This is a genomic window from Mesorhizobium sp. P2_A12 (assembly GCF_056405075.1).
The window spans coordinates 292,246-318,768 of sequence record NZ_JBFUCU010000003.1 but is presented as its reverse complement, the minus strand read 5'-3'; the positions used below and the strand labels follow the sequence as shown (position 1 = coordinate 318,768).

Sequence of the window (26,523 nt, the reverse complement as noted above, 5' to 3'; positions counted from 1 at the left end):
AAAAAAGCCCGCTGCCGGGAGGAGGTGGCAGCGGGCTCGATTTCGAGTGTGGCGCGGGAGGAGGTGCACCCCACTCAGCGTCGGCATCGCATCTGGGAGGAGTAGATGGCCGACAACCGCAAATTAGGGGTTGCCCAATGATTCGGCAATCGTGGATCGTGCATAGCAGCTGTGCAGATTCGCTGTATCACCCGCGAAAGTTGTCGAGTGTGACCGGAAAAGCTCAGGCAGGCTTCACTGCACCGGAACGTTTTCCCTGAAGATCAAGCGCGGCTCGATGAACTTCCGCGTCAGATAGGGCGCCGAGGATGCTATCGAGCCGAGCAGGCGAATGACCGACCGCTCGGCGATCAGCCTGGCATTCTGGTCGATGACGACATCGAGCAGGTCGTCGACGAGATAGCCCCGCGTGTCCTTGGTAAGGTCGTGACAGATGAACACCGGCTTGCGGTTCGGCCTTAATTCCCGGATCGCCTTTGCAACGCCCGTATGTCCGGCTCCGACGCAATAGATGCCGAGCAGTTCGGGCTCGTTGTGCAGCGCCTTCATGGTCTCGGCATAGCTGACGTCGGGCTCGTCGTTGATCTCGACCGCGCTGCTGACGGTCAGGTTGGGAAACTCCTCGTTGAGCACCGAGCGGAAACCCATTTCGCGCTCTTCATGGCCGCGATAGGAGCGCGAGCCGACGACCATCGCTAGATGACCGGTGCGGCCGCCAAGGAAGCGTCCCATCAACAGCGCCGCCGTTCGTCCCGCCACCCGGTTGTCGATGCCGACATAGGCCGATCGCGGTGCGGCCGGAACATCGGACACCAGCGTGACCAGCCGCATGCCGGCGTCGACGATGTCGCGCAGGATGTTGCGTGTGCGCGGATGATCGACGGCGATGACACCGACGCCATTGGCCCGCAGCGAGAGGTTTTCGACGGCGATCTGCAGCGCGTTCGGCGAGATGCCGGCGAGGTTGTGGATCCGGCACGAGGCGACAAGCGGCAGCCGCGCGGCGTAGTCCTCGATATGTCCGGCGAGATCGCGCATGAAGGCATTGCTGCCGATCGGCAGCAGGAATTCGAGATGCGCGGGCCGCGATGGCAGCGTCACTTGATCGGCGACCGGCAGATAGCCGAGCTGCTTGGCGGCCTCCATGACGCGCTGCCGGTTGGCGGCACTCGCACCTGGCCGGTTGTTGAGCACCCTGTCGACCGTTGCGGTCGACAGCCCGCAATTGCGGGCGATATCCGAGACGGTGGCTTTCATGCCGTGACCCTATGTCCCGATGCGATGCCGCGCCAGACCAGCGATGCGATTTGAGGTGACGGCTGATTGCCGCCCATCAGCCGGACCGTCATTCGGCGGCCTCGACAAGACGGCTTCCGCCCGTCCTCAGTGCGATGGCTTGCCATCGGCGATGGCATCGCGGATTTCCTTGTCCGACATGCCGGTGATGATCCGCTCGACTTCCGCTACGCTGGTCTTCTTCGGGTCGATGTCGTCGGCGACCACCTTGCCTCGGCGCATGACGACGATGCGGTCGACCACCTGGAAGACATGGTGGATGTTGTGGGCGATGAAGATGCAGGAATGGCCGGAATCGCGGGCGTTGCGCACGAAGCTCAGCACGCCCTGTGTTTCGGCGACGCCGAGATTGTTGGTCGGCTCGTCGAGAATAATGAGGTCGCTGTCGAAATGCATGGCGCGCGCGATCGCCACCGCCTGGCGCTCGCCGCCGGAGAGCGAGCCGATCGGTGTCGTCGGCGGGATGTTCTTCGAGATGCCGACCTGTTTGAGCAGGTCGCGGGCGACCGTGTTCATGGCCTCCTGGTCCATCCGGTTGAGGAAGCGCGGCGGCTTGATCGGCTCGCGCCCGAGGAACAAATTGCGGGCGATCGACAATTGCGTGACCAGCGCAGAGTCCTGGTAGATCGTCTCGATGCCGTGGGCGATGGCGTCGCTGGTGTTGCGCAAGCTCACCTTCTTGCCGCGGATGAAGATGTCGCCGCTGGTCAGCGGAACGGCACCTGAGAGCACCTTGATCAGCGTCGACTTGCCGGCGCCATTGTCGCCGAGCAGGCCGACGATCTCCCGTTCATTGACGTGGAAACTGGCGTCCTCGAGTGCCTGCACCCGGCCGTAGGATTTGCGAATGTTCTGCATGCGGATCAGTGGCTCGGCCATGGTTCAAGTCCCTGCCTGATGCCGGCGTTCCAGCCATGAATGAAGCGCCATCATGCCAAGGATGATAGCCCCGATGAAGATGTTGTAGGCAAGGCCCGGCACGCCGATCAGCACGATGCCGTTGCGCATGACGCGCAGGATCAGGATGCCGAGCACGGTGCCGATGATCGTGCCGCGCCCGCCGGTCAGCGCCGTGCCGCCGATCACCACCATGGCGATGACTTCGAGCTCATAGCCGGTGCCGCTGTTTGGATTGGCGGCCGACGTGCGCAGCGAAGAGATGACGCCGGCAAGCGAGGCCATCAGCGATGACAGGACGAACAGGCCGATCTTGACGCCGCTGACATTGACGCCGCGGGCGCGCGCCGCATTGGGATTGCCGCCGGCAGCCTGGATCCAGTTGCCGGTGCGGCTTTGCGTCAGGACATAGCCCAGCGCAATGGCCGCGGCGATGAACCAGAACAGCGACATGTAGATGCGGAACGGCCCGATGAAGAAGTCGCCGACCAGCGCCTCCGCCAGCCAGCTGCCTTCCGCGCTCCAGGTGCGCTGCGGAAACCCGTCGGTGACGAAAAGGGCGGTGCCGCGCACAACCAGCAGCATGCCGAGCGTCACCAGGAAGGACGGGATCTTGAGCTGTGTGACGAAACAGCCATTGACCAGCCCGATGAAGGCGGCGACCAGCAGGGCTGCGACAAAGCCAATCTCCAGCGACGTGAGGCCGCTGTTGAACAGCGTCCACATCAGCACCGGCGAGAAGCCGAACAGCGAACCGACCGAAAGGTCGAACTCGCCTGATGTCATCAACAGCGTCATCGCCAGCGCGATCAGGCCAAGTTCGACCGTGAAGGCCAGCGTGTTCGAAATGTTCTGCGGTGACAGGAAGTCGTGGTTGATGCTCCAGAAAACGGCGATCTCGATGACGAGCAGCACCAAAGGGCCGAATTCGGGCCGCGCGATCAGGTGTTGGATGAGTGAACGATTTTCCACGAACAACCCGCGATAGGATTGGAAAGGCTGAGCCTTGCACAGCGAAGGGCTCGGCGAAAATGGAGAAGTCAGTCGCGACCGCCGGGGCAGTCGCGACTGTTTGAGTTTGGGATCTTATTTGCCGGAAAGGATCTTGTCGTAGACCGCGGCGGTATCCTTTTCATAGAGCGCGCCGGTGATCACGTTGAAGCCCGGAGGAATCCCGGCAGCGGCCATGTTGGCCAGGGAGAGGGCGACATAGCTGGTCGCCTGCGGGTCCTGCCACTGGCCGGCATTGACGTAGCCGTTCAGCACTTCCTGGGTGGTGTCGAGCGAGTTGCCCCAGCCGACGACCGGAATTTCACCCGGCTTGATGCCGACCTGGTCGAAGACCCGCTTGATCGAGCCAGTGACCAGATCGCCGAGGCCGATGATCGCCTTGACCTTGGCCTTGTTGGCGGTGAGGTAGTCGACCATGCGGTTGATCACCTCGGCCTGGTCGAGCGTCGCTTCGGTGATCTCGTAGGTGATGCCGAGAGGACCGAAGACGCTCTTGATGCCTTCCTCTTCCTGGACGCCATAGGTGGCGCCGGGGACCTCGACCGGCATCCAGACGAAGTCGCCTTTCTTCACCAGGCCCTTGTCGACCAGATACTGCGCCCAGTGCTTGCCGAAAGTGACGTTGTCACCGCCGACATAGGCGTTGAAATTGGCCTTGGGATCGGGCGTGTTGAAGTTGATGATCGGGATGTTTGCCGCGCGGGCTTCCTTGACGATCTCGACGAGGCTGCCCGGATCGGGGCTGGTGGTGACGATGCCATCGGCCTTGGCGGAGAGGGCGGCGCGAACCGCTTCCTGCTGCGAGGCCACGTCGCCATTGTGGAACGAGGTGTTGACGGTGTTGCCGGTGTCCTTGGCCCATTGCTTGGCGCCAGCCAGGAAGTAGGTCCAAACCGGATCGGCCGGGCCGCCATGCGAAATCCAGTAGAAGGTCTTGGCCTGTGCCGCTGCCGGAACAATCGTCAGCGCCACCAACAGGCCATAGAGAACGAGTCTTAGCCGTGTCAGCATTTGATTTCCTCCCGTTGTAGATGGTCAGTTCCGAATTCGTCCCTTGTTCCGGCGACCGCCGGATCGCGTCTTTGCCAGCGCCGGTTGGATGCGTCAGAGCATTCCCTTTTTCGACGGATGGCAAGCCTCCATCTGCAGATGTAGTGGGCGCCTGACGGGGCGCCATCAATGGTCCCATCAGATTGCATCAGTTGCGGTGGTTTTTCGCGGCGGTCGAAAGGGTTGGCGTCGACGATGCGCCGGCGCCGACGTGGATCACTCCAGCGTCAGCCGCCGCACCTTGGCGGTCGGAATGCCGGCACGGACGGTTTGCGGCCAGAGGCCGGCTAGATAAGCTCGGCCCCGGCCAGCTCGCGCATCAGATGGCTGGCGCCGTAGGTCCAGTGCGGGCAGTCGGGTGACAGCCGCACCCGGTTGACCAGCGCGCCGAATTTCTCCGACGAGATCGTGACAATGTCGCCGACCTTGTGGGTAAAGCCCTTGCCCTTTTCGCCGCGATCCTTCGACGGCACGAACATGGTGCCGAGATAGAGCGCCAGCCCGTCGGGATACTGGTGGTGCGGACCCATGGCGGCGGCAACCAACTCTTCCGGCGAGCGGCTGATCTCGGCCATCGAGCTTGCGCCCTCCAGCGAGAACCCGTCCTCGCCTTCGACCTTCAGGCGCACGACGGCCTGCTTGACGTCATCGATCGAGAATGTGTCGTCGAACAGGCGGATGAAGGGGCCGAGCGCGGCCGAGGCATTGTTGTCCTTGGCCTTGCCGAGCAGCAGCGCCGAACGTCCCTCGACGTCGCGCAGATTGACGTCGTTGCCGATGGTGGCGCCGACGATCCTGCCGCTGCCGGCGGCGATCATGGCGATCTCGGGCTCGGGATTGTTCCAGGTCGACACCGGGTGCAGGCCGACATCGGCGCCGAAGCCGACCGAGGCCATCGGCTGGCACTTGGTGAAGATCTCGGCGTCGGGACCGATGCCGACTTCCAGATATTGCGACCAGGCGCCGCGCGCGATGAGCTTGGCCTTGATCTCCATCGCCTCCGCCGACCCGGGCTTGAGCTTCGACAGGTCGTGGCCAATCAACCCGGCGATGTCGGCGCGGATGGCGTCGGCCTTTTCCGCCGAACCGCGCGCCTGTTCCTCGATCACCCGTTCGAGCAGGCTGACGACGAAGGTGACGCCCGAGGCCTTGACCGCCTGCAGGTCGACCGGGGAGAGAAGGTACGGTTTTTTCGCGTCCCGCGTAGCCTCAAAACTGTTGGCGGCGACGGCGTCGAGCGAGCCAATCGGTTTGCCCTTGGCCGACCGCACATGGCCGGCAGGATCAGGCATCTCGCAGACATCACGCACGGTCGGTGCCGCGCTCGACGTGATGTCGAAGACCGTGCCGTCGCGCACCGTGACCACCAACGGATACGGGACATCACTGCTCCTGGCGCGGCCGAGAAAAAGGCCTTCAGCGGGCAGGTGTGTTGGATTGGTCATGGCGTTCGGTCCTCTGAAATGATCGACAATGCGGGCTGGCCGCATCGGCGCGGCACCTTCACCGGATTCCGGTCAAAGGTCTATCCCGTTGGTTGCCAATCTGCATCGCCGCATTCGATCGGCAAGTACCAGGCCCGAACGGTCCGTTGGCGTTGGTCCTAATGTCAGGGCTGAAACCGCTATTTCAAAACTGTGAAATTCTGACTAGAGTTTTCATTCATCGCAGCCCATCCAGGTGACCCTTTGCCCGCACCGTTCTCCGATCCCGTCTGGCGCAAGCCACAAGCGGCCTCCAGGTTTCAGTCGCTCTTTGCCAGTGGCGGACGTGCCGATGTCGTCATTGTCGGTGGCGGCATCATGGGTCTGTCGACGGCTTTGCATGCGGCCCGCTCTGGCATGTCGGTGCAAGTGCTGGAGGCCGGCGAAATCGGCCAGGGCGCTTCCGGGCTCAATGGCGGGCAGGTCATTCCCGGCCTGAAATACGATCCGGAATGGCTGCTCGCGCATTTTGGCCCGGAGCGCGGCGAGGCGTTGGTCAATTTCGCCGCTTCGACCGCTAATGCCGTGTTCGAACTGATCCGCGATGAAAAACTGGCGGTTCCCTTCGTCCGCAATGGCTGGATCCAGGCGGCGCACACCGAGGCCGCGTTGAAGGCGGCGGCAAACCGTGACCGGCAATGGCGGGCGAGGGGTGCCGACGTCAAGCTTTTGAGTGAGGCCGAGATCGCCACGATGACCGGCGCTCAAGGGTATCTCGGCGGCTGGCTCGACCGCCGCGCCGGTGTCATCGATCCGCTCGCTTACATATCGGAACTCGCCCGGGTCGCAGCGGCGGCTGGTGTCGGGATAGCGGAACGCCAGAAGGTCGCAAGGCTCGTCAATGCCGCCGGCGTTTGGCGTGTTTCGACCGAAAGCGGCGCTGAATTGCAGGCAAGGGCGGTCGTGCTGGCAACCAACGCCTATACGGACGGTTTGATCCCTGGCCTCGCCCAGACGATCGTGCCGCTGCATTCCTTCCAGATCGCCACGGCACCGTTGCCGCCCAAGCTGGCGGCCACGATCCTGCCGGAAGGGCAGGCGGTGTCGGATTCGCGTCGCATCCTCGTCTACTACCGCAAGAGCGCCGACGGCCGACTGGTGCTCGGCGGGCGTGGCCGCATGGCCTTGCCGACGAGCCCCAAAGACTGGGCGCATCTCGAGCGGGCGCTGCGGCGGCTCTATCCCAGCCTGTCAGACGTCGCCATCGAGAAGCGCTGGTTCGGCCGGGTGGCGATGACGCCGGACCACCTGCCGCACATCCACGAGCCGGAGCAAGGCCTTGTCGCCGTGGTCGGCTGCCAGGGCCGTGGCGTTGGCCTGATGACCGCGCTTGGCGAGCGCATCGCAACCTATCTTTCCAGTGGCGACGCCATGCAGTTGCCGTTTCCGCTCTCGCCGATCCAGCCGATCCCGTTCCACGCCTTCCGGCAGGTCGGCGTTGCCGCGACCATCGCCTGGTATCGCTTGCTCGATGCAGTGGAACGCTGACGCAGCAGGCCAGCGGGATTCCGCTTGACAGTTTCACAAATATGAAAAATTCTTAGGCAATTTCAAAATTTCGATGAGCAGGTCGATGTCGACCATTGTTGCAGCACAAGCGCCAGAGGCCCGGACTTCATCGGGCTTCCGGGTCGCGATGTTGCTGCCAGGCGCGCTGGTCACCTTCCTGCTGATCCTGTTTGCCCTCGGCCTGGTGATTTTCCTTGCCTTCCGCAACAATGACGGTTCGCTGCTCGGCACAGGTTTCAGCCTGGCGAATTTCGCCACCGTGCTGTCCGATCCGCTGTACTGGACGGTGACGCTGCGCTCGCTGATCATTGCCGCGCTGGTGACGCTCGCCACCGTCGTCACCGCCTATCCCGTCGCCTACTACCTTGCCTTCCATGCCGGAGGGCGGCGCGGCCTGCTGCTGTTCCTGGTGACGCTGCCGTTCTGGACCAGCTATCTCCTGCGCGTCTTCGCCTGGAAGATCGTGCTCGCCTACAACGGCGTCTTGAACTCGGCGCTGATCGAAAGCGGCATCTGGTCCGAGCCGACATTGGCCTTTCTCAACACGCCGGCCGCTGTCGTCGTCACGCTCGCCCACGCCTATGCGCCGTTCGCCATCCTGCCCATCTATGTGGCCCTGGACACCATCCCGAAGTCGCTGATCGAGGCCGCTTCCGATCTTGGCGCCAGACCCTTCACCTCTTTCCGCCGGGTCGTGCTGCCCAACTCGATGCCCGGCGTGCTGGCGGCCGCACTTGTCGTCTTCGTGCCGACGGTCGGCGACTATGTCACGCCAGCGCTCGTCGGCGGCCCGGCCAGCACCATGATCGGTACGCTGATCCAGGCTGAGTTCGGCAAGGCCAACGACTGGCCGTTTGGCGCCGCACTCGCCGTTGCCGTCATGCTGGTCATCCTTGCCGTGGTGCTGGTCGCACGCTTCACCGACCGCAGATTTGGCGGCCGCACATGAACATCGCGCACGCGCAGGGTGGCGGCCGCTGGCTTGGCGTCTACGTCATCGCCTACCTGGTCTTTCTCTATCTGCCGGTGCTGCTGATCCCGCTGTTTTCCTTCAATAACTCGGTCCAGGCAGCATTTCCGCTGCAGGGCTTCACCTTGCAATGGTACGCGACGCTCTACGGCAATTCGGTGCTGTCCGGCGCCCTCGTCAACAGCCTCGTCATCGCTACGATTGCCGCCACGGGGGCAACGCTGTGCGGCATCACCGTCTCCTACATGGACCTCTATGGCCGCTCGCCGCTCGCCGCCGTCATCAGCGCCATCGCGCGGCTGCCGATCCTGATCCCCGGTGTCATCGTCGGCATATCGCTGCTGATCCTTATCAATCTCATCGGTCTCGGGCCGTCACGCATTGCCATCGTTCTCGGCCACATACTGGTTGCGCTGCCAACGACGGTGGTGATCATGCGCAGCCGCTTTGCCGCCATCCCAAAGACCATTCGCGAGGCGGCACTCGACCTCGGCGCTTCCGACTGGACGACCTTCCGGCGGGTGATGCTGCCGCTTAGCCTGCCGGCCATCGTCTCGGCTTTCATGCTGGCTTTCCTGATCTCCTTCGACGAATTCATCGTCGTGTTCTTCCTCGCCGGCACCGAGCCGACGCTGCCGCTCTACATCTGGAGCCAGCTTAGGTTCCCGAAATCGCTGCCGACCGTCATGGCGCTCGGCACGTCGATCCTGGCCGTCTCCTTCGTCATCGCTGCAATCGCCGAAATCCTGCGCCATCGCGGTCTGTCCGCAGCGGCGCCACGACCCGCGGATCCATCACAACCAAAACAAACCAAGAGAGGAGAACTGCAATGGCATTCGACCTGATATCTGGAAAGATGGCCCGGACCGGCCTGGCCGCCCTGGCTTTGGCGCTGTCGTCGACCGTCGCTTTCGCCGGCGACAAGCTGCAATACTTCACCTGGTCGGGTTATGAACTGCCCGACTTCAACAAGAGCTTCCTTGCCGCTCATCCCGATGGCGTCGAGGCCTCCATCTTCGGTGACGATGATGACGCCTTCACCAAGGTCAAGGCCGGCTTTCGGCCTGACATCGCCCATCCCTGCTATGACAAGGTGGCGCGCTGGAACAAGGAAGGCCTGCTGCAGCCGATCGACACCAAGCGCATCAAGAACTGGGATTCGATCTTCCCGGTGTTCAAGAACCTGCCCGACCTGCAGGCCGGCGACGGCAAGGTCTGGATGGTGCCATGGGACTGGGGCAACACCTCGATCCTCTACCGCACCGATCTGGTGAAGAACCCGGAAGCGAGCTGGAACCTTCTGTGGGACAAGCAGTATGCCGGTCGCATGGCGACCATCGACGCCGTGCATGACACGCCGATCGTTGCCGCGCTTCTGGCCGGCGTCAATCCGTTCGACATGACGCCGGAGCAAATGGACAAGGTGGCGGAGAAGTTGCGCGAGCAGCGTCCGCTGCTCTCCAACTACACCACCGACATGACCTCGGTCGAACAGGCGCTGGCCAGCGGCCAGCTGGTCGCCGCCATGACCTGGAACGCGTCGGCCACTTCGCTGAAGAAGCAAGGGGTGCCGGTCGAGTTCATGAAGCCGAAGGAGGGCATGCTGACCTGGTCCTGCGGCTTCGTCATGCTCAAGGACGCCAAGAATGTCGATCTCGCCTATGACTTCATCAACAGCCGGCTGGACGCCGACTCCGGCAAATACCTGATCGAGTCCTACGGCTATGGCAGTTCACTGAGCTCTGCCTTTGCCACCGTGCCGAAGGAGGAACTGGAGAAGCTGCAGCTGCCGTCCGACCCGGAGGTGATGCTGAAGACCACCATCTTCACCGGACCGATGAAACAGAATGACGACCTCGCCAAGATGTTCGAAAAGGTCAAGGCAGGCGGCTGAGCCTGGCTTTCCCTTCTCCCCTTGTGGGAGAAGGTGTCGCCGAAGGCGACGGATGAGGGGTGCTCCAGCTAGCACCGGCGGCACTCCTGCCAACACCCCTCATCCGTCTCGGCGCTGTGCGCCGATCCACCCTCTCCCACAAGGGGAGAAGGGAAGACCAAACGAGGACGAATGCATGGACATGCTGGACGAAGCGGCTGAAAAGCCGAAGGATGATGCCGATGTGCGGGTTGGCCGGCGCGTGCGGGCGCTGCGGCTGGAACGCAATCTGTCGCTGGCCGATCTGGCCGCCAGGGCAGGCGTGTCGATCGGCGCGCTCAGCCAGATCGAGCGTGGCATGTCCTCGCTGCGCGTCAAGGTGATCTGGCCGCTCGCTGCCGCCCTCGATATCGAGCCGTCGGCGCTGATCGCCGACGGCGACGATGCCGTCAGCGATCTCTATTGCGTGCGTGCCAACAGCCGTCGTGCCATTCCGGTGAAGTCCGAAGGCATCGCCAAGGCGCTGCTGTCGCCGCCGGGTGCGACGCTCACCGGCATGCTGGTAACGGTTGATGCCGGCGGCGGCACCGCCGAGGCCTATGCCCATGCCGGCCATGAATTCGGCTTCGTCGTTTCAGGCGAGGTCGAACTGGTGGTGGATTCGACGAACTACGTGCTGAAGACCGGTGACAGTTTTGCGTTCAAGAGCACGCTTTTGCACGCCTTCCGCAATCCGGGCGCCGAGCGCTGCCAGATACTCTGGGTCAACACCACCAAGCCGTCCGAGGTTCGCGATGGCGCCTGATCCTCTCGTCCGGTTGCAGGCGGTCTCGAAGATCTTTCCCGGCGGCATTGTCGGCCTCGACGCCGTCGATCTCGACATCGTCCGCGGCGAGTTTCTCACCTTGCTTGGACCGTCGGGCTGCGGCAAGACCACCAGCCTGCGAGTCATCGCCGGCTTCGAAAGCCCGTCGAGCGGCAAGGTGCTGCTCGACGGCCGTGATATCACGGCACTCAGGCCGTACGACCGGCCAGTCAACACCGTGTTCCAGGACTACGCGCTGTTTCCGCACATGGACGTTGCCGAGAATGTCGGCTTCGGCCTGTCCTTGCGAAAACTTTCCGGCGCCGAGCAGGCAAAACGCGTCGGCGAAGCCCTCGATATGGTTGGTCTGGCCGACAAGCTCGGCGCCCGCGTCTCCGAACTGTCGGGCGGCCAGCGCCAGCGCGTCGCACTCGCGCGTGCCATCGTCTGCGAACCGCGCGTGCTGCTGCTTGACGAGCCGCTGTCGGCGCTCGACGCGCATCTGCGCGAACAGATGCAGGTCGAGTTGAAGCGTCTGCAGTCGCGGCTCGGCACCACCTTCGTCATGGTCACCCACGACCAGACCGAAGCGCTGTCGATCTCCGATCGCATCGTCGTCATGAACAAGGGCCGCATCGAGCAGATCGCGCCGCCGGCGACGCTTTACGATCGGCCTGCGACCACATTCGTCGCCAGTTTCATCGGCACCATGAACCTGTTGCAGTCGCGCTTTATCAGGCGCGATGGCGATCGCCTGCGCTTCGCCGCCGGCGCCTTGCCGCTGGAAGCGACCTCCGAAACCGGCGAGGCTCCCGCCGAAGGCACTATCCGCACCGTCGGCGTGCGGCCCGAGGATTTGCTGGCGGCCACTGAGGCGGCACCCGGCACGGCGCCGGCCCGCGTCAACAGCATCGTTTTTCACGGCCGCACTTTGCGCCTGCATGCCGAGCTTGGGCAGGGCGCTCCTGTTGTCATCGACGCGCCGCGCCAGGCCGATGGCTTTCAATTCAGCGTCGGCGACGTGGCGCATATCAGCCTGCGCCGAGGCGCCAACTGCCCTATGCTGCCAGGCTAGTTTCAAGGACATTCCAGAGCCAGATCTCCGTCGGCTCGAAGGGCCGATGTCGACAAGGCCGTGGCCGCCGCTCCTCGAGGTCAAGGGCATCGTCGGCAACGGGGCGTAGGCTCGGAAATTCCACGCTTGACTCGAAGCTAAGTTCCTGTTTTGTTCTATTTAGTACCAGGCAGGAGCGTTGTTTTTGCGGGCGTATGCGTATGTATCTGCAAGGCGAATTCGACTTAGGCATTCCAAAGCCGTCATGGTGTCCTAAACGGCCGGCCGCTGAGCGCGATGTGATCCGCCGATCGCTCCCTCAAATCGTCGTCATATACCCCGCGCGATATCATCATCCTGACATGGCTTGTCAGCTACCAAGCGGATTGATGATGGCCGGCCAACAAGCTGTCCCCTACTTGCAATGCGTCTGAACAGGAGGAACACAAATGACCATCGCGGAAATTGCCAAGGATTTCACCGAACTCCTACAGCAAGGCGACCACCACGGTGCCGCTGAGAAATACAATGCCGACGATATCGCCAGCTACGAAGCCATGGAGGGGCCGATGGCCGTCTCCCATGGCAAGGAGGCCCTCAAGCAGAAGGGCCAGTGGTGGCAAGAGAACCACGAAGTCCATGGCGGCTCGGTCGAGGGCCCATACGTCAACGGCGACCAGTTCGCACTGCGCTTCAAGTTTGACATAACGCCCAAGGCCACGGGCGAGCGGGTCACCATGGACGAGGTCGGCGTCTACACGGTCAAGAACGGCAAGATCACCGAAGAGCGCTTCTACTATTGAGGCCGGAAATACCACCGGGCTCCGGGAGCCTGCTCTCTTCGCTGGCTTGCAAATAAGCACGGCGGTCGGGACGATGGCCCGGCCGCAATGTGAGAGCTCAGATCGTTTTCACGTACTCTGCCAGCTGATCCGCCACCGTGCCCCAGCCATCGAAGAAGCCCATCTCTTCATGGTTCTTGCGGGTCGCCTCGTCGCGGTGGATCGCGGTGGCGGTGTAGCGTGTGCCCTTACCGTCCGGCTGGAAGGAAATGACCGCGGTGATGAACGGCTCCCCTGACGGCCGGTAGCCCGGCAGCAGCGCATCCGTCCACACCAGCCGCTCGTTCGGCACGATTTCCAGATAGCAGCAATGGCGGTCGTTGACTTGCTTGCCGTCAGGCGACTGCATGCGCGTGCGAAACAGCCCGCCCGGCCTGAGGTCGATCTCGCAGTCGGTGACGGTCCACGGCTTCGGCGTGAACCACTGCTTGACATGGGCAGGGGTCGTCCAGGCTTTCCACAACAACTCGCGCGGCGCATCGACGACACGCTCCAGCACGAGGTCCAGTCTGGGGTCCGGCTTGAACGGATAGCTCATGCGTCTTTCTCCTCCAGGGTCATCACATAGGCGTCGAACTGGTCGAGGCGGCGTTCCCACAATGTGCGCTGTTCGGCCAACCAGTTTTCAGCAAGCTTCAGCGGCTCCGGCGCCAGTTGATAGGTCCTGACCCGGCCGTTCTTTTCCGAGCGCACCAGTCCGCAGCCTTCGAGAACCCTGAGATGCTCGATGAAGGAGGGCAGGGCCATGTCGAAGGGCTGCGCAAGTTCGCTGACCGAGGCGGGGCTGCGGTTCAGCCGCTCCACCACGCGTCGCCGCGTCGGGTCGGACAGGGCGCGGAAGATGCCGTCGATTGGTGGCGGTGTTTGTGTCGCGGATTGCAGACTTGTCATGGCGATGACCGCTCGACACGATAGGTGAGCACCACCGCGCCGTTGGCGAAGGAGCGTGTGTCGACCAGCCTGAGGTCCGTCGCGTCCTCGGTCCTGTCGAAAAGCTGCGCGCCGCTGCCGAGTATGACCGGGAACACCATCAGCCGGTATTCGTCGACAAGGTCGTGGTGCCTGAGCGCCTTGACCAGTGTGCGGCTGCCGCCAACGACGATATCGCCTTTCAGATCCTGCTTGAGTTTGCGGATCGCGGCCATCGGTTCGCCTTGAAGGACCGTCGTGTTGTTCCAGGCCGGTGCCTTCACCGTCGTCGACACCACATATTTCGGCATGCTGTTCATCCGGTCCGCAAAGGCGCCTTTGTAGGTCGGCCAGGCGTCGGCGAAGCTTTCATAGGTCACCCGGCCGATCAGCAGCGCCTCGTGGTCCAGTACCTCTTGGAATTTGTACTCGATCTGTCCGGCCTCGTGCCGTTTGCCGACCCAGTTGGTGTGCCGGTAGCCCGGCTCGCCTCCCGGCGCTTCCATCACGCCATCGACGGAGATGAATTCCGATACAACGATCCTGGCCATGGTCATTCCTTTCCGGCTTTGACCATTACTTAGGAAAATTCCTTAGTGTTGGCAACAGCCAATATTCGAAGGACGCCAACCAGGGGTGCTGGCAAAGCGGGAAGGGCGGTTCTAGGCTGCGAGCGGATTCGACTGTCAGTTTGGGGAAGTACGCTTGACGATCACCATGTACGGCATCACCACCTGCGACACGATCAGGAAGGCGCGCGTCTGGCTGGAAGGTCATGATGTGCCCTATCGTTTTCACGACTACAGGGCGGAAGGGCTGGAGGCGAAGCGGCTGGATGGCTGGGTCCGCAAGGTTGGCTGGGAAATCCTGCTCAACAAGGCAAGCACGACCTTTCGCGAATTGGCCGACACGGACAAGCAGAACCTCGACGAGAAGAAGGCCAAGGCGCTGATGCTGGCCAAGCCGACCATGATCAAGCGACCGGTGCTGGACCTGGGCGACCGGATTCTGGTCGGCTTCAAGCCGGATGTTTATCAGCAGGCGGTGGGAAGTTTTAAGTAGGAGCAGCAGGACGGCGAAGCTGCCGATCCCCCCCTGCGGGGGAGATGGCCGGCAGGCCAGAGGGGGTGGGAAGGATCGCCAACCGTCGGCCGACTTATTCCAAAGGGGCCCTGTCGAAGCACGTGGCCGAAATTGCAATTAGTTGACAGACCGGAGGGACAGCACCCCCCTCTGCCCTGCCGGGCATCTCCCCCGCAAGGGGGGAGATTGGCCAATTACCACCGTTGCAGGGTATAGGCGCCCTTCAATCCGACTTTCTGAGATAGCTCGCCAGTGCCATCGCATTGTTGTGCGCTTCGTCATGCGCACCGTACAGCAGCGTGACTTTTCCTTTGTCGAGCAGCGCATGCAACTGCCCGACCGCCTCTGCATTCCCGTCCAGCTCAGCCCGATATCGCTGCTGAAACTCCGCCCAGCGCTCCGGTGCATGGCCGAACCATCCGCGCAGGCCATCGCTCGGTGCGATCTCCTTCAGCCATAGCGTCAGCACGGCCTCTTGCTTGCTGACGCCGCGTGGCCAGATTCGGTCGACCAGCACCCGCTGCCCGTCGTCCGGCGCCGGCGGCTCGTAGATCCGCTTGACCGCCAGGTCGATGGCCATCCGATCCTCCTTAAGTGCCTGTCAGGCCCACTCGCCCTTGCGCATCACCGGCACGCGGGCGCCGTCCTTGTGGACGCCGTCTATGTCGATCTTGTCCGAGCCGATCATCCAGTCGATGTGGATGAAGCTCTTGTTGCCACCGCGTGCGGCGATCTCGTCCTGGCTGAGCGAGGCGCCATCGACGAAGCACTTCGAATAGCACTGGCCGAGCGCGATGTGGCAGGCGGCGTTCTCGTCGAACAGCGTGTTGAAGAACAACAGGCCGCTGGCCGCGATCGGAGAGGAATGCGGCACCAGCGCCACCTCGCCGAGACGGCGCGCGCCCTCGTCGGTGTCGAGCACCTTCTTCAGCACGTCCTCGCCCTTCGAAGCCTTCGCCTCGATGATCCGGCCCTCCTCGAAACGCACCGAGATCTCGTCGATCAGCGTGCCCTGATAGGACAGCGGCTTGGTCGAGGAGACATGGCCCTCGACGCGCCTGGCATGCGGCGTGGTGAAGACTTCCTCGGTCGGGATGTTCGGGTTGCAGGTGATGCCGTTCTTGGCGGTCGAGGCGCCGCCCATCCATTCGTGGCCGTCCGCCAGCCCGACGGTCAGGTCGGTGCCCGGCCCGGTGAAATGCAGCGCATGGAAATTGTGGCCGTTGAGCCATTCGGTGCGGCCACGAAGGGCGGCATTGTGAGCCTTCCAGTTGCCGATCGGGTCCTCGACGTCCACCCGCGACGCCGCGAAGATGGCGTCGGCGAGCTTCGCCACGGCAACGTCGTCGGCATCATCTGGGAAGACCTGCCTGGCCCAGGCGAGATCCGGGTAGGCGACGATGTTCCAATTGATGTCGAAGCCGGTGATCTTCTCAAGCGCCGGTTGATAGGCCATCGAATTCGCCTTGTTGGCGCGCGCCACTTTCGCCGGATCCTGCGCCGACAACAGCGACGGATCCTCGCCGCGCACGGCAAGCCGCGCTGCATTGTTGGCGAAGGCCTTCGCCATGCCTTCATAAAGCCAGCCGGCGGCACGGTCGAAACTGGCATCGGCGCCGAAGCGATAGCGCGCCAGCGTCATCTCGTCGTCGTTGAAGATCGGCGTCACCAGCCCGGCGCCGGCCTTGTAGGCATGCTCTACGATCCGTCTGGTCAGCGGCAGCGCCGCGATCGATGACGTCACCACCAGGTCCTGGCCGGGTTGCAACTGCAGCCCGACCTTGATGGCGACTTCCGCCAGCCTGTCGAGCTTCACCGGGTCGATCGATGCGGCAACGCCGCGCGAATGTGTGGTCATGATCCTGCCTGCCGTAGTTTGATGTCTCACTCTACATAGACCGGTGCCACGGTGCTTTCCACCGCGATCCCACCGGTGGGTGCGGTGGCCGCATTCGCGGACCCGAACTGTGCCATCGTCGCCTCGATCTCTTCCTTGATCCAGACCTTGAAATCCCGGACCTTGCGGTTTTCGGCCTTGGCCGAGGAGGTCACCAGCCAATAGCCGAGGCCGCTCTGGGCGCGGATTCCGAACGGCGCCACGAGCCGGCCGTCGGCCAGCGCATCGGCGGTGAGCAATTGCCAGCCGAGCATCACGCCATGGCCGGCGATCGCCGATTCCAGGCACAGCATCGGATCGGTGAAGCGCGCGCCCTTCAGGAACGTGACGGGCGGAACGCCGGCTGCCTCGAACCAGCTTTCCCAGTTGATCATGGCCCGCTCGTCGGTGATGGCGCAGGTCTGGGCAAGATCCTCGATCGACTTCAGCTTCCCGGCGATCACCGGGGCGCAGACCGGGAAGACTTCCTGGGCCAAAAGCAGTTCCGCCCTCCCGCCTGGCCATTTGCCGTCGCCGAGCCGGATGGCAATATCGATGTCGGAGTGGTCGAGATCGGCCAGCCGCACCGAAGCATCGATGCGCAACAGCACGTTGGGATGCCGCGCGAAGTGACGCGACAGCCGCGGCAGCAGCCACTTCGAAGCAAAGGCCGGCGCCACCGAAACCACCAATGTGCATTGCGTCGCCTCGTCGGCCAGCGCCACGGCGTGGGCAAGCTCGCGAAACCCCGCACCGAGGCGGGCCGCGAAGGCAGCGCCGAACTCGGTCAGCACGAGACCGCTCGCCGTTCGCTCGAACAGCGCCTGGCCGAGCTGCTTCTCGGTGCGGCTGATCTGCTGGCTGACGGCGCTGACGGAAACGTTGAGTTCGCCGGCGGCCGCCGCGAGCGAGCCGAGACGGGCGACGGTTTCGACGGCGCGAAGGCCGTTGAGATGGACGCGATTGAGCATGGCCATTTGAGTTTTTCTAAACCGATCCGGCTGAAATCTCAATTGAAAGACACATCGGAACGGCACACTTTACGGAGGGAGCCAGACCCGTGGAGGCGAAAATGCTGAGCATGTTGTCATCGCTGAAGATCTTTTTCTCGACCCATGCTCCGCAAGAGCCAAGCCGGGAGTGCGTGACGCAGAGATGGCTGACCGATCCGCTTTCGCATCCTGTGCTCAACACCATGTCGGAGCGCGAATTGGGTGATGTGCCGTTCAGGCTGACGGCGCGGCGCACGGTGCACGAGACTGCTGCATTGCATGCCGGTTTCGGTGGACGCTGCTGAGAGCCTGTTTGGAAATTCTACTCTGGCGGCCATCCGACGGCGTTTTCTGCGCTTCCGTTGCTCACGGACCAAATGTCCGCTGCGCTCGAAACCACCACCATATGACTCGCCAGAGCGAATTTCGAAGCAGTCTCTAAGCGGACGTCTCGCTTTCCGGCTTAAGCAAAAGTCGAGGCGAGCGCCGCGCACTGCGACCGCGCTGGCCCAACCAAAGGTGGATTGTTTCACCGCCTCGCGCACTTAATTGTGCACTGCAATGACAGCCACCTCGACAGCACTGCGTTTCGCCATCGCCGGTATGATCGCCATGGCTGTTGCCATGGGCATCGGCCGCTTTGTCTACACGCCGATCCTGCCTGGCATGATGGAGGAACTCCATCTGTCGCCGGCCGATGCCGGGTGGATCGCCTCCGCCAACTATCTTGGCTACCTCGTCGGCGCGCTGGCGGCGGCGGGCGGTTGGGCGCAGGGACGTGAACGCATGCTGATGCTGGTGGGTCTCGGCGCCAGCACTGCCCTTGCTGCGTTGATGGGACTGTCCGACACAATGGTCGCCTTTCTCGTCATCCGCTTTCTGGCCGGCCTGACCAGCGCCTTCGTCATGGTGTTCATGGCCAGCATCGTTTTCAGCCATATAAACGCTGCCGGCCGCGGCGACCTGCAGGCGTGGCATTTTGGCGGCGTTGGCCTCGGCATCGCGGTGTCCGCGGCGATGATGGCCGCGCTGGTCACCGAACATGCCGGTTGGGCGGCAGGCTGGCTCTGGTCGGCGGCAATTTCGGCTTGCGGTTTCGTCGTCGTGGCGCTGTTGGCGAACGAGGGCCCACTCACCCATGGCGACGCCACGCGCGAGCCGGCGCTGCCGAAGGACTGGTCGCTGATGAAGATCATCGTCGCCTACGGCCTGTTCGGTTTTGGCTATGTGGTGACGGCCACGTTCCTGGTCGCCATCGTCCGGCAAGGTGGCGGCAGCCGCGTTTTCGAGGCGATGGTGTGGATGGTCGCCGGCCTTGCCGGTTTTCCCTCCACCTGGCTCTGGCAGAAGATCGCCGCCCGGATCGGGCTTTACGCAGCCTATGCGCTGGCATGCTTCATCGAAGTTGCGGGCGTCACCGCCAGCGTGGCCATCGGCGGACGCACAGGGCCGCTGCTTGGCGGCCTGCTGCTCGGCGGCACCTTCATCGCCATCACGGCACTTGGCCTGCAGGCCGCGCGGCAACAGGCGCCAAGAGCGCCGCGGCGTATCTTTGCCCTGATGACCGCGTCCTTCGGCCTTGGCCAGATCATCGGCCCGATCGCCGCCGGGTTGCTGGCGCAAATGTCAGGCGATTTCTTCCTCGCCTCGATCACCGCCGCAGTGATGTTGGTCGTCTCCGGCGCCATCACATGGTCGGCCGCGCCAAAATCGCCATGATTATGGGTTTGCTCGTTGCCGGGCATCGGGCAGGCATTTGCTTTCCACCTAATGTGTGACTTTATGCCCGCTAAACCCCGCTGATTTGCGCATCGACCGAGGAATCCCCCACAGTGTTCGTATCCTTCTTCCCGCAGCCGAAGCTTTTTTTCTCTTCGGCAGCCATCTGGAGCCTTGCGGCGATCCTGTTCTGGTTTTTCGGCGGAGAGCAGTTGGGCGCCGTTTTCGGACTGCCGCCGGCCGCGGCTGGCGCGCCCCCCATCATCGGCATCGCCATTCTTTTGTCGCCGCCGTTTCTCTGGTTCTATCTCTACTTCGCGTTTTGCGTGCTCGCCTTCTACGCGTTCTGGAGCTGGTATTCGCCGCATCCTTGGCAGCGCTGGTCGATCCTGATGACGTCGGTCATCCTGTTCTTCATTTATTTCAATGTGCAGGTCAGCGTCGCGGTCAACGCCTGGTACGGGCCTTTCTTCGACTATGTGCAGGGACTGATGTCGGGAACTGGAAAATCGACCAACGGAGAATTTTACATCGGATTGGCCGATTTTTCTTGGCTCGCGCTGGTCGGCATGAATGTGCAGGTGGTCAACGCCTTCATCGTCAGCCACTGGATCTTCCGCTGGCGCACGGCGATGAACAACTATTTCGTCGAGAACTGGGGCAGGCTACGGCATATCGAGGGCGCCTCGCAGCGTATCCAGGAAGACACGATGCGGTTTTCGCAGATCATGGAGGATCTCGGCTCGAGCTTCGTCCAGTCGATCATGACATTGATCGCATTCCTGCCGGTCATGATCCAGTTGCAGGCTCACATCAGCGAGTTGCCGATTGTCGGCGCGATCCCGCAGCCATTGGTTGTCGCAGCACTGGCCTGGTGTCTGTTCGGAACGATCTCGGTGATGATTGCCGGCCTGAAACTTCCGGGGCTGCAGTTTCGCAACCAGCGTGTCGAGGCTGCCTATCGCAAGGAACTTGTCTACGGCGAAGATCATGCCGAGAGGGCCCAGCCAGCCACCACTGCCGAGCTGTTCGCGAACGTTCGTCACAACTATTTCAGGCTCTATTTCCACTACATCTATTTCAACGTGGTCCGGTATACGTATCTGCAGGCTGACAACATCTTCTCGCTGCTGATCCTGGGTCCGTCACTGGTGGCGCACAAGATAACCTTCGGCGCACTGAACCAGATCTCGAACGCATTCGGCAAAGTGACGGGTTCGCTGCAGTTTCTGCTCACCTCCTGGTCGACCATCGTCGAGCTGCAATCGGTCCACAAACGCCTGCGCGCCTTTGAAGCGACGCTGCAAGGCGAGCCGCTGCCGCCGATCGATCAGCGCTACCTGGAACGGCAAGGCGCCGAGGACCCGGCCTAAAGAGCTGAGGTTTGGAACCGGGTTGGCGGCTCAACCGCCAACCGATGCTTGCTTTTGGGCAGCATCCTGCCGCGAAACATAGTCGCGAAAACTGATGCATTCGACATCGGCCTTGACGCAGACCTCGCCGGCAAAGCGCTCCAGCGCGTTCCAGTAGGCGCCGTCATTCATCAGGGCGAAGTGGAAGCCGAGTTCCAGCGGTATGCGCTTGCCCTGATATTGCCCATCAAAGGCGGCGCGAAAGGCATCGTAGGTTCGGTTGGCGAACTCGTCCGCCTTCCTCGGCCGCTCGAAGCCGCCGGAATGTCTGACATAGAGATTGTAATCCATGGCGATCACCTGCCTCGATTTCGGTCCTTCCGGAATCTGCGGCAGTGAAAAGTGCAGGATGCCGTGGCTGGCCGTCGGCCGGGCAGGGCCCTGCGAGACACCGCTGGCGTCGAATTGATAGCCGGCCGCCGGCAGCGCCTCGTAAAGCGCCTTGCCCGTCGACAAATACGGCGCGCGGAAACCGACCACCGCATGCCTTGCGAAATCGCGCCAGCCCTCCGGCTCGGGCGCGATGCCGTTGATCGCGTAGGCGTTCTCGAGAATGCGCTCGAACGAGCCGAACTCCTTCAGCCAGTCGGCCTTGCTCCAGTCCTTGCCGTCGAAATGGCCGCAGCCATGGCTGGCGATGTCGTGACCCTCATGCGCGGCAAGTCCGATCTGTTCGAGCCGCTCGGTCACTTCCTGCTTGGAGGCGGCAAAGCCGATATTGGATTTGCCTGATGTCTTGCCGGGCGCCGTGTATTCCTTGCGCGTCTCCGGCGACAGCAGGAACACACAGGACAGGAAGTAGGTGAAATGCGCGCCGGTGCGCTGCGCCAGCGCGCGGCTGCGCTTCCACTGCGAAATGTCGCGGGCGCTGTCGAACGAGATGATGACGACCTGCCTGGGCTTTGCCGACGCTGGCGGCGCCGGCGGATCGGCCAAAGCCACGCCGGCGTTGGCGAGCGAAGCGAGGGAAAACGCAGCAGCGCGGAACGGACGATACATCGGCGATCTGATCTTAACTCGGAGGATGTCTGGAAGCCGGCTATCGCGCAAATGTGGCGCGGGTGCGATTGGCCTTTTGGGCGGCCGGCCCTGGGATTGGGCGATTTTCCCGTCGAACCCCTTCCATGCCGACAAAATTTCGCTAAAACGCGGGCTGACAACGGCCCGAGAGGGCAGGAATGGTTTGATTGATGTCCGACGACAGTTTTATCCGTGAAGTCAACGACGAGATGCGTCGCGAACAGGCGCAGAAGCTATGGGACCGTTTCGGTCCCGCCTTGCTTGTCCTCGCGATCCTCGTGGTGCTCGGCACCGCCGCCTTCGTCGGCTATCGCTATTGGGACGAGACGCGTGCCAACCGCTCCGGCGATGCGTTCTCGCAGGCGCTGAAGCTTGCCAATGACGGCAAGAACGACGAAGCGCTGACCGCTCTCGACCAATTGGAGAAGGATGGCTACGGCGCTTATCCGCTGCTCGCCCGCATGCGCGCTGCGACCGTCAAGGCCAGCAAGGGCGACGTCGACGCCGCCGTCAAGGACTTCGACGATGTCGCCGCCGACACGGCCATTCCTTCAGGCATTCGCGACATGGCCCGGCTCAGGGCAGCGCTCCTGCTTGTCGACCATGGCTCCTTCGCCGATGTCTCCAGCCGTGTCGAGGCGCTTACGTCAGACACCAACACGCTGCGCCACACGGCGCGCGAGGCGCTCGGTCTTTCCGCCTGGAAGGAAGGCAAGACCCAGTACGCGCTGAAGCTGTTCGACCAGATTGCCGCCGATGACGGCGCCCCGCGCAACACCCGTGAGCGGGCAACCTTGATGTCCGAGCTGATCCGCGGGTCGGGCAGTGCGTCGTGACCTTCAAAGTCGCCATCATCGGCCGACCTAACGTCGGCAAATCGACTCTTTTCAATCGGCTTGTGGGAAGGAAGCTGGCGCTTGTCGACGACACGCCGGGCGTCACCCGCGATCGCCGCGTTCATGCCGCCAAGCTTTACGACCTGCATTTCGACGTCATCGATACCGCCGGCTTCGAGGATGCCGCCGCCTCGACCTTGCCCGGCCGCATGCGGGCGCAGACCGAGATCGCCATACGCGAGGCCGACCTGATCTTCTTTACGGTCGATGCCAAGTCCGGCCTGATGCCCGATGACAAGACTTTCGCCGAGATAGTGCGCAAGTCCGGCAAGCCGGTCGTTCTGGTCGCCAACAAGGCCGAGGCGAAGGGCGCCCAAGGCGGCATGCTGGAGGCCTGGGAGCTCGGCCTCGGTGAGCCGATCCCAGTGTCGGCCGAACACGGCCAGGGCATGCCCGACCTGCGCGACGCGGTGATCGGCGCGCTTGGCGAGGCGCGCGCCTTTGGTGAAGAAGAAGACGGCGAAGACCAAGAGGTCGTCGCCGGCGAAGTGCTGATCGGCGAGGATATCGTCGACCCGGATGCCGAGCCGTCTTACGACGACACCAAGCCGATGCGCATCGCCGTGGTCGGCCGCCCGAATGCCGGCAAATCGACGCTGATCAACGCGCTGATCGGGGAGGAGCGGCTGTTGACCGGGCCGGAAGCCGGCATCACCCGTGATTCCATCTCCGTCGACTGGGACTGGCATGGCCGCCGCCTGAAACTGTTCGACACGGCCGGCATGCGCCGCAAGGCCAGGATCCACGAAAAGCTGGAAGTGATGTCGGTGCAGGATGGCTTGCGCGCCATCCGCTTTGCCGAGATCGTCATCATCGTGCTCGACGCCACCATTCCTTTCGAGAAGCAGGATCTGCAGATCGCCGACCTGATCATTAGGGAAGGCAGGGCGCCGGTGATCGCCTTCAACAAATGGGACCTGATCGACCATCCCCAGGAACTTCTGGCGGAGCTGCGCGAGAAGACCGAGCGGCTGCTGCCGCAGGTGCGCGGCATCCAGGCGGTGCCTGTGTCGGCCGAAACCGGGCGCGGCCTCGACAAGCTGATGGATGCGGTGCTGAAGACCCACAAGGTGTGGAACAGCCGCGTCTCGACCGGCAAGCTCAACCGCTGGCTGGAAAGCATCCTGGCGCATCATCCGCCGCCTGCCGTCGCCGGGCGCCGGCTGAAGGTCAAATATGTCACCCAGGCCAAGACGCGGCCGCCGGGGTTCGTCGTCCAGTGCTCGCGGCCGGATGCGATGCCGCAATCCTATGTCCGCTATCTCTCCAACAGCCTGCGCGAAGCCTTCGATATGCCCGGCGTGCCGATCCGCATTGCGCTGCGCACCTCGGACAACCCGTTCGCCGGCAGGGCCAAGAAACGCAGCTGAGCATCGCTGCCCCTCTGGCGCCGATCACGCGACGTCGCGCAGACCGTTTTCGTTGGTCCGCGAGTTATCGGGCAGCGCCTGCCGCACCGCCTGCAGCAATATCTCGGCGAGGCGCGCTACCACCGGCTCGGGTTCGGCGTCCTTGCGGTGCAGGAACAAGGCCATTTTGGGCAGTGCCGGCAGCCCGGCGATGTCCGGTGTCATCGCGCTGACGCTGGCCGGCAGTCCGATGTCGGTGCGGATCGTCAGCCCCAGTCCCGCCGCGACAGCCGCCCAGATGCCGCCAAGGCTTGGGCTGGAAAAGGCCATCCGCCACGACAGGCCGGTGCGGTCGAGCGTTTCGGTCGCCACCGTGCGCAAAAGGCATGGCGCTTCGAGCGCCACCAGCGGCAGTGGCTCACTGTGGCGCAGGCTGGTCTCGATGCGCTTTGCCGGGCCGATCCAGCGCATCTGCACGTCGGCGACATGCTCGCTGTAGGGGAGCGTCTCGCCGCTGTGCCAGGCGAGCGCGATGTCGAGGTTGCCTGACATGACCCTTTCGGCGAGTTCGTAGCTGCGCGCGATCCTGGCTTCGATCTTGACCTTGGGATGGGCGCGGGCGAAGCGCCCGAGCACGTCAGGCAGCACCGCCTCGCCGAAATCCTCCTGCAGCCCAAGCCGGACCCAGCCTTCCAGCTCGACGTCATGGATAGCGGATGCCGCCTCGTCGTTAAGCTCGATCAGCCGCCGCGCATAGCCGAGCATGGTCTCGCCGGCTTCGGTCAAGGCGAGGCCACGTCCCGATTTACGGAAGATCGGCGTCGCCGCCTGCTCTTCCAGTTTCTTCAACTGCGCGCTGACCGCCGACGTCGACCGACCAAGCCGGTCGGCAGCCTTGGCAAAGCTGCCCAGCTCCATGCCGGTGACGAAACTGCGGAGAACGTCGAGGTCGAATGTCACGCGTCGCACGGCAATAATCCTGATTTTCGGGACAATTAATCAAAAACTTCCCGATATTCAGCATGAACCTATGGCGGTAAAGACGATGCGTCAAGGTCCGGATGCAGTCGGACCATCAAGGGAAACTCAGCCATGTCGCTCGTCGCTACGGATTTGGAATGCAGCCAATGCAGGCCACGGCAACAGACGGATACAGCCGCCGCTGGCGCCGCGACGGTCCGTCCCAATCATCGCTGGAAGGTGCTGGGAATTGGCGTTGCCGCCAATGCCAGTTTTTCCGCGACCTTCTCCGGCATACCGGCGACGGCGGTCTTTTTGCGCTCTGGCTACCATCTCGGCAATGGCCAGCTCGGGCTGGTTCTCGGTCTGCTCGGCCTGGGTGTGGCGCTGAGCGAACTGCCATGGGGATTGCTCACCGATCGCTGGGGCGATCGCCGCGTGCTGCTCACCGGACTCGGCGCCACCGCGGCATGGCTGCTTCTCATGGCATTGTTGGTCGTGCCGTCGCCGGTACACCTTCCCGGGGTTGGGCTTCTGGCGGCCGTATTGCTCGTCACGGGGCTGCTTGGCGGCAGCGTCAACGGCTCGAGCGGCCGCGCCATCATGGCCTGGTTCCGTGAAGGCGAGCGTGGCTTCGCCATGAGCATCAGGCAGACCGCGGTGCCGCTCGGCGGCGGGCTCGGCGCCCTTGTCCTGCCGTCGCTTGCCTCGGCGCATGGTTTTGCAGCGGTCTACGGCCTGCTGGCCGCGTTCTCCGCCGTCACGGCGCTTTTCGCGTGGCGCTGGTTGCACCAGCCGCCAATCGGCGAAGAGGCGACGTCCGCAAGCGACGCCATGGTGTCGGTCGGCCCGACACCGCTGCGCAATCCGGACGTCTGGCGCATCGCAATGGCCATCGGCCTGCTCTGCGTCCCGCAAGTGGCGGTGCTCACCTTCGCCTCCGTCTTCCTGCATGATTTCGGCGGTATGGGAACGGCAGTGATCAGCGCCAGCCTGGCAGCCGTGCAGGTCGGCGCCATGGTCATGCGCGTCTGGAGCGGCCGTTTCACCGACCGTCACCGCAATCGCCGATCGTTCCTGCGCTTTTTCAGCAGCCTGAGCGCGGCGGCCTTCGCCACCCTCACGTTGCTTGTGTTTGTCGTGACCACCGTACCCGGCTGGCAGTCTATGCTCGCGACAACGATCGTTGCCGTCCTGATCGTCGCCGGCATCTGTGTTTCAGCATGGCACGGCGTTGCCTATACCGAGATCGCCACGCTTGCCGGCGCCAGCAATGCCGGGACGGCGCTCGGTCTGGCCAACAGCTTTGTCTTCGTCGCCTTCTTCCTAGTGCCGATCGCCATCCCCGGGCTTCTGGTTGTCGGATCATGGGCGGGCGTCTGGCTGTCGGCCGCCATCTGCGCGCTGATCGCCTGGCCGATCTTCCTGCGGCCGGCCTGACTTCGCATGCGGCCGCAAAATCGCCCGACTTCGCAACCACGACCTTGAGCCGACTGAGAAAACCCGATCGAACCTG

27 protein-coding genes are annotated in these 26,523 nt (G+C 63.2%); 14 read left to right on the top strand and 13 right to left on the bottom strand.

Annotation, left to right across the window (positions count from 1 at the left end; translation table 11 throughout):
• Window positions 1-234: 234 nt before the first annotated feature.
• The 5 genes from AC1DZU_RS09130 to AC1DZU_RS09110 form a co-directional block, all read right to left on the bottom strand.
• Window positions 235-1,257 (bottom strand): LacI family DNA-binding transcriptional regulator, encoded by a 1,023-nt coding sequence (locus AC1DZU_RS09130; RefSeq protein ID WP_477283811.1) that lies wholly within the window; start codon window positions 1,255-1,257, stop codon window positions 235-237.
• A gap of 126 nt (window positions 1,258-1,383) precedes the next feature.
• Window positions 1,384-2,175: an ATP-binding cassette domain-containing protein gene (locus AC1DZU_RS09125; RefSeq protein ID WP_477283809.1), complete on the bottom strand. Its 792-nt coding sequence runs from the start codon at window positions 2,173-2,175 to the stop codon at window positions 1,384-1,386.
• Between the two features lie 3 nt (window positions 2,176-2,178).
• Window positions 2,179-3,165, bottom strand: coding sequence for an ABC transporter permease (locus AC1DZU_RS09120; RefSeq protein ID WP_477283807.1), 987 nt, complete (start codon window positions 3,163-3,165; stop codon window positions 2,179-2,181).
• A 114-nt stretch (window positions 3,166-3,279) separates the two neighbouring features.
• On the bottom strand, window positions 3,280-4,215 hold the full coding sequence (locus tag AC1DZU_RS09115) for a substrate-binding domain-containing protein (protein ID WP_095091864.1): 936 nt from the start codon (window positions 4,213-4,215) through the stop codon (window positions 3,280-3,282).
• 326 nt (window positions 4,216-4,541) lie between these two features.
• Window positions 4,542-5,699 (bottom strand): fumarylacetoacetate hydrolase family protein, encoded by a 1,158-nt coding sequence (locus AC1DZU_RS09110; RefSeq protein WP_477283805.1) that lies wholly within the window; start codon window positions 5,697-5,699, stop codon window positions 4,542-4,544.
• Window positions 5,700-5,942: 243 nt separating this feature from the next.
• Here AC1DZU_RS09110 and AC1DZU_RS09105 point away from each other — a divergent pair, with 243 nt between their 5' ends.
• The 7 genes from AC1DZU_RS09105 (at window position 5,943) to AC1DZU_RS09075 (ending at window position 12,752) form a co-directional block, all read left to right on the top strand.
• Window positions 5,943-7,226, top strand: a complete 1,284-nt coding sequence (locus AC1DZU_RS09105; RefSeq protein ID WP_477283803.1) for an NAD(P)/FAD-dependent oxidoreductase — start codon at window positions 5,943-5,945, stop codon at window positions 7,224-7,226.
• Window positions 7,227-7,311: 85 nt separating this feature from the next.
• Window positions 7,312-8,196 carry an ABC transporter permease gene (locus AC1DZU_RS09100; RefSeq protein WP_477283801.1) on the top strand — a complete coding sequence of 295 codons (885 nt, stop codon included), beginning with the start codon at window positions 7,312-7,314 and terminating at the stop codon, window positions 8,194-8,196.
• Window positions 8,193-9,062 carry an ABC transporter permease gene (locus AC1DZU_RS09095; RefSeq protein ID WP_477283799.1) on the top strand — a complete coding sequence of 290 codons (870 nt, stop codon included), beginning with the start codon at window positions 8,193-8,195 and terminating at the stop codon, window positions 9,060-9,062. The genes AC1DZU_RS09100 and AC1DZU_RS09095 overlap by 4 nt, the downstream gene beginning before the upstream one ends.
• On the top strand, window positions 9,047-10,111 hold the full coding sequence (locus AC1DZU_RS09090) for an ABC transporter substrate-binding protein (RefSeq protein WP_477283797.1): 1,065 nt from the start codon (window positions 9,047-9,049) through the stop codon (window positions 10,109-10,111). Before AC1DZU_RS09095 ends, AC1DZU_RS09090 begins: the two co-directional genes overlap by 16 nt.
• 175 nt (window positions 10,112-10,286) lie before the next feature.
• The gene (locus AC1DZU_RS09085; RefSeq protein WP_477283795.1) at window positions 10,287-10,895 is read left to right on the top strand and encodes a cupin domain-containing protein; all 609 of its coding nucleotides are present in this window, start codon (window positions 10,287-10,289) and stop codon (window positions 10,893-10,895) included.
• The gene (locus AC1DZU_RS09080; protein ID WP_477283793.1) at window positions 10,885-11,970 is read left to right on the top strand and encodes an ABC transporter ATP-binding protein; all 1,086 of its coding nucleotides are present in this window, start codon (window positions 10,885-10,887) and stop codon (window positions 11,968-11,970) included. The genes AC1DZU_RS09085 and AC1DZU_RS09080 overlap by 11 nt, the downstream gene beginning before the upstream one ends.
• Before the next feature lie 428 nt (window positions 11,971-12,398).
• On the top strand, window positions 12,399-12,752 hold the full coding sequence (locus AC1DZU_RS09075; RefSeq protein WP_477283791.1) for a SnoaL-like domain-containing protein: 354 nt from the start codon (window positions 12,399-12,401) through the stop codon (window positions 12,750-12,752).
• A gap of 97 nt (window positions 12,753-12,849) precedes the next feature.
• On the opposite strand, the gene AC1DZU_RS09070 is transcribed toward AC1DZU_RS09075, so the two are convergent.
• The 3 genes from AC1DZU_RS09070 to AC1DZU_RS09060 are packed head-to-tail and all read right to left on the bottom strand — an operon-like array spanning window position 12,850 to window position 14,251.
• Window positions 12,850-13,329, bottom strand: coding sequence for an SRPBCC family protein (locus AC1DZU_RS09070; protein WP_477283789.1), 480 nt, complete (start codon window positions 13,327-13,329; stop codon window positions 12,850-12,852).
• The gene (locus AC1DZU_RS09065; protein WP_477283787.1) at window positions 13,326-13,682 is read right to left on the bottom strand and encodes an ArsR/SmtB family transcription factor; all 357 of its coding nucleotides are present in this window, start codon (window positions 13,680-13,682) and stop codon (window positions 13,326-13,328) included. Before AC1DZU_RS09065 ends, AC1DZU_RS09070 begins: the two co-directional genes overlap by 4 nt.
• Window positions 13,679-14,251: a dihydrofolate reductase family protein gene (locus tag AC1DZU_RS09060; protein ID WP_477283785.1), complete on the bottom strand. Its 573-nt coding sequence runs from the start codon at window positions 14,249-14,251 to the stop codon at window positions 13,679-13,681. The genes AC1DZU_RS09065 and AC1DZU_RS09060 overlap by 4 nt, the downstream gene beginning before the upstream one ends.
• A 154-nt stretch (window positions 14,252-14,405) precedes the next feature.
• On the opposite strand from AC1DZU_RS09060, the gene AC1DZU_RS09055 reads away from it, so the two are divergent.
• Window positions 14,406-14,762, top strand: coding sequence for an ArsC family reductase (locus AC1DZU_RS09055; protein ID WP_477283783.1), 357 nt, complete (start codon window positions 14,406-14,408; stop codon window positions 14,760-14,762).
• 244 nt (window positions 14,763-15,006) lie between these two features.
• Here the strand turns inward: AC1DZU_RS09055 and AC1DZU_RS09050 are convergent, their stop codons facing one another.
• The 3 genes from AC1DZU_RS09050 to AC1DZU_RS09040 are packed head-to-tail and all read right to left on the bottom strand — an operon-like array spanning window position 15,007 to window position 17,636.
• A complete protein-coding gene (locus AC1DZU_RS09050) occupies window positions 15,007-15,363 on the bottom strand; it encodes a DUF488 domain-containing protein (protein ID WP_477283781.1) in 357 nt (118 codons plus the stop codon).
• 21 nt (window positions 15,364-15,384) lie between these two features.
• Window positions 15,385-16,641, bottom strand: a complete 1,257-nt coding sequence (locus tag AC1DZU_RS09045; RefSeq protein WP_477283779.1) for an aminopeptidase — start codon at window positions 16,639-16,641, stop codon at window positions 15,385-15,387.
• Between the two features lie 26 nt (window positions 16,642-16,667).
• The gene (locus AC1DZU_RS09040; protein WP_477283777.1) at window positions 16,668-17,636 is read right to left on the bottom strand and encodes a LysR substrate-binding domain-containing protein; all 969 of its coding nucleotides are present in this window, start codon (window positions 17,634-17,636) and stop codon (window positions 16,668-16,670) included.
• Between the two features lie 95 nt (window positions 17,637-17,731).
• Here AC1DZU_RS09040 and AC1DZU_RS09035 point away from each other — a divergent pair, with 95 nt between their 5' ends.
• The 3 genes from AC1DZU_RS09035 (at window position 17,732) to sbmA (ending at window position 20,743) form a co-directional block, all read left to right on the top strand.
• Entirely contained in the window at window positions 17,732-17,956 is a 225-nt protein-coding gene (locus tag AC1DZU_RS09035) for a hypothetical protein (RefSeq protein WP_477283775.1), read from the top strand.
• A 256-nt stretch (window positions 17,957-18,212) separates the two neighbouring features.
• The gene (locus AC1DZU_RS09030) at window positions 18,213-19,370 is read left to right on the top strand and encodes a YbfB/YjiJ family MFS transporter (protein ID WP_477283773.1); all 1,158 of its coding nucleotides are present in this window, start codon (window positions 18,213-18,215) and stop codon (window positions 19,368-19,370) included.
• Window positions 19,371-19,483: 113 nt separating this feature from the next.
• A complete protein-coding gene (gene sbmA / locus AC1DZU_RS09025; protein WP_477283771.1) occupies window positions 19,484-20,743 on the top strand; it encodes a peptide antibiotic transporter SbmA in 1,260 nt (419 codons plus the stop codon).
• A 30-nt stretch (window positions 20,744-20,773) separates the two neighbouring features.
• Here sbmA and AC1DZU_RS09020 read toward each other — a convergent pair whose 3' ends face one another.
• Window positions 20,774-21,781, bottom strand: a complete 1,008-nt coding sequence (locus AC1DZU_RS09020) for a polysaccharide deacetylase family protein (RefSeq protein ID WP_477283769.1) — start codon at window positions 21,779-21,781, stop codon at window positions 20,774-20,776.
• Window positions 21,782-21,972: 191 nt separating this feature from the next.
• On the opposite strand from AC1DZU_RS09020, the gene AC1DZU_RS09015 reads away from it, so the two are divergent.
• Together AC1DZU_RS09015 and der are read left to right on the top strand one after the other, a co-directional pair.
• The gene (locus tag AC1DZU_RS09015) at window positions 21,973-22,638 is read left to right on the top strand and encodes a tetratricopeptide repeat protein (RefSeq protein ID WP_477283767.1); all 666 of its coding nucleotides are present in this window, start codon (window positions 21,973-21,975) and stop codon (window positions 22,636-22,638) included.
• Window positions 22,635-24,068, top strand: coding sequence for a ribosome biogenesis GTPase Der (der, locus tag AC1DZU_RS09010; protein WP_477283765.1), 1,434 nt, complete (start codon window positions 22,635-22,637; stop codon window positions 24,066-24,068). Before AC1DZU_RS09015 ends, der begins: the two co-directional genes overlap by 4 nt.
• 24 nt (window positions 24,069-24,092) lie before the next feature.
• Here the strand turns inward: der and AC1DZU_RS09005 are convergent, their stop codons facing one another.
• Window positions 24,093-25,016, bottom strand: coding sequence for a LysR substrate-binding domain-containing protein (locus AC1DZU_RS09005; RefSeq protein ID WP_477283763.1), 924 nt, complete (start codon window positions 25,014-25,016; stop codon window positions 24,093-24,095).
• A 123-nt stretch (window positions 25,017-25,139) separates the two neighbouring features.
• On the opposite strand from AC1DZU_RS09005, the gene AC1DZU_RS09000 reads away from it, so the two are divergent.
• Window positions 25,140-26,447, top strand: a complete 1,308-nt coding sequence (locus tag AC1DZU_RS09000; protein WP_477283762.1) for an MFS transporter — start codon at window positions 25,140-25,142, stop codon at window positions 26,445-26,447.
• Window positions 26,448-26,523 lie beyond the last annotated feature (76 nt).